At 70.3% G+C, this 2,199-nt stretch carries 2 protein-coding genes; both read right to left on the reverse strand.

The genetic code is table 11. From position 1 onward, the window contains the following. Window positions 1–49: 49 nt before the first annotated feature. The gene (locus ACFU99_RS41385) at window positions 50–1,336 is read right to left on the reverse strand and encodes an MFS transporter (RefSeq protein WP_384403290.1); all 1,287 of its coding nucleotides are present in this window, start codon (window positions 1,334–1,336) and stop codon (window positions 50–52) included. Between the two features lie 90 nt (window positions 1,337–1,426). Continuing rightward, window positions 1,427–2,199: TenA family protein (locus tag ACFU99_RS41390; RefSeq protein WP_384403293.1), on the reverse strand; the 773-nt coding region annotated here is incomplete at its 5' end.

Raw genomic sequence — 2,199 nt, forward strand, 5'->3', positions numbered from 1 at the left:
GCCGAATCGCACCGGTGGCGCGGGTACGTGCCGTGCCGCGGCGGGGCCGTCAGGCGACCTCGGAGGGGCGCGGGCCCGCCACCCCGGTCGCGGCCGGAGTCTGCGGCGTCGTCCGGTTGAGGAACACCGTGAGCAGGGCGCCGACGATGTAGCAGGCGCCGAACACCCACATGGTGCCTTCCACGCCGATCGGCGTCAGGCAGAGGCCGACCAGCGCGGGACCTGCCGCCGTGCCGAGGCCCGCGCCGAGGTTCAGCCCGGCCATGGCCGCGCCCGTACGGTGCGGGGCGATCTGCGGCATGAGGGCGGACATCGGGGAGAACCCGGCCAGGCAGGCGCAGAACAGGCTGCCGATGAGCAGGGACAGCCAGAAGCTGTGGGTGGCGGTGGGCACGTAGTAGAAGGCCACCGTGGTGACGGCGCATCCCACGCAGCCCATCCAGCGGAGCACGGGCGTGACCCCGTACTTGTCGCTCCAGTAGCCGGCGAGCAGGTTGAACCCCAGGTTCACCAGATACATCACGGAGTAGATGGTGAGCCAGTCGCCCAGCGCGAACCCGAGGGTCTTGGTGAAGTAGACGGGCAGGAAGACCGGGAAGCCGAACTGCGAGACGCCGTTGATGACCCGGACCAGCCCCGCGACGGCCACCCGAGGTTCCTGCCAGAGCACGGAGACGCCCTTGACCAGGCCGCGCAGCGGGTTCTCCTCCGGGCGTTCGAGCGGGCGGTCCCCGCCGGGCGCGCGGACCCGCATCCCTATGGCCGCGCCGATCGCGATCACCAGCAGGGCCGCCCACAGCGTGGGCAGCGGACCGATGACGGCGATGGACTCCTTGGCGATCAGCGGGCTCAGCGTGGAGAAGCCGGCGATGTACGCGAACCAGAACCAGCCCACGGCCACGCCCAGTTTCTCCGGGTGCGCCGTCCGCACGATCCACATGAGGAACCCGTACGCGAACAGGGGATACCCGAAGCCGCGCAGCCCGTAACAGAGGAGCAGCATCGCGGCGGAGTGCTGCGTCACCCCGAACGTGACGAACAGGACGTGGAACACCACCCACACCCCGACGCCGACCGCCATCAGGCGGCGCGGGCCGAAGACGTCGGAGAGGGCGGCGGCCATCCACGCGGACACCCCGGCGGTCACGCCGTAGAGCGTGAACATCAGGGCTACCTGATGGGAGGGGAAGCCCTGATCGTTGAGGTACGCGGACAGGTAGCCCTGTTCGACGCCGTCTCCGATCATGAAGAACGCCAGAGCCAGATACCCCGCTGCCAGACTTCGCGGAATGCCGATCCTGTCGAGGATGTTGCTGTGTTCGCTTGCGTCCGGCATCGCTCCACCTTCCGTGTTTCTACGAGCGATCAGTAGCGGTGGCTGTCAACAGTCGGGCAGTCAGGCAGCCGTCGTGAGTGGTTTCGGCATCTACTCGACATAGGCGGCGTCGTGGAAGCGGATCTCCGCGGCGAGGACCTTCCCGAAGACCGCGACCAGGTCCGACGCGGTCTCGGGCAGGATCTCCAGCGCGTCGATCTCGGCCTCCAGGAACCGCACCTGCGTGGTGAAGGGCTCGACGGTGTGCAGATGCACCCAGTCCGCGACCTCGGTGCGCGCGGAGGGCGAGCGGACGGCCGCGCCGCACCAGTTCTCGTACAGCGACTCCGCCGCGTACATGCACGTCACGATGGCCGGGTAGCCCAGCGCGTCGGCGGCGTCCAGGACTTCCTCGGTGAGGACCGACGCCTGTTCCTGGGCGCGCGGGCCGACCTCCGGGACGCCGGTGGTCTCCAGCGCCCGGGTGAAGTAGTCGTACTGGTCCGTCACGAGAGCGTGCAGCGTACGCGCGTGTCCGGCGAGCGCCTCCGCGCTGGGGGCCTCGCGCACCGCCGCGCCCGCCAGCCGGGCCGCGGTGTCCACGAACTCCCGCTCGAAGAGCAGATACCGCGCGAAGACGGTGTCGCTGATGGTGTCCTCGGTGACCTCGCGGACGAACCGCATGGCGCGCGCCTGGTCCCATACGGCCGCGTTCCGCTCCTTGAGGGCCGCGCTGAGGGGGCCGGGCGGCGCCGGCTGCTTCTGTGTATGACGCGCTTGCATAAGGGGGTACCTCCGCTGTCGCTGCCGGGCGTCGCCGGTGGGTGAGGGGGGTCCGGCGGCCGGGCCGGAGGCGGCCTGCCGCGTCGGCGCGGTTCCCCGGC

The organism is Streptomyces sp. NPDC057654, from assembly GCF_042800135.1.
Lineage (GTDB): Bacteria > Actinomycetota > Actinomycetes > Streptomycetales > Streptomycetaceae > Streptomyces.

Bases quoted from the DNA above. Each gene is read 5' to 3' on its own strand.
- ACFU99_RS41385 (WP_384403290.1), bottom strand. From the start codon at position 1,336: ATGCCGGACGCAAGCGAACACAGCAACATCCTCGACAGGATCGGCATT.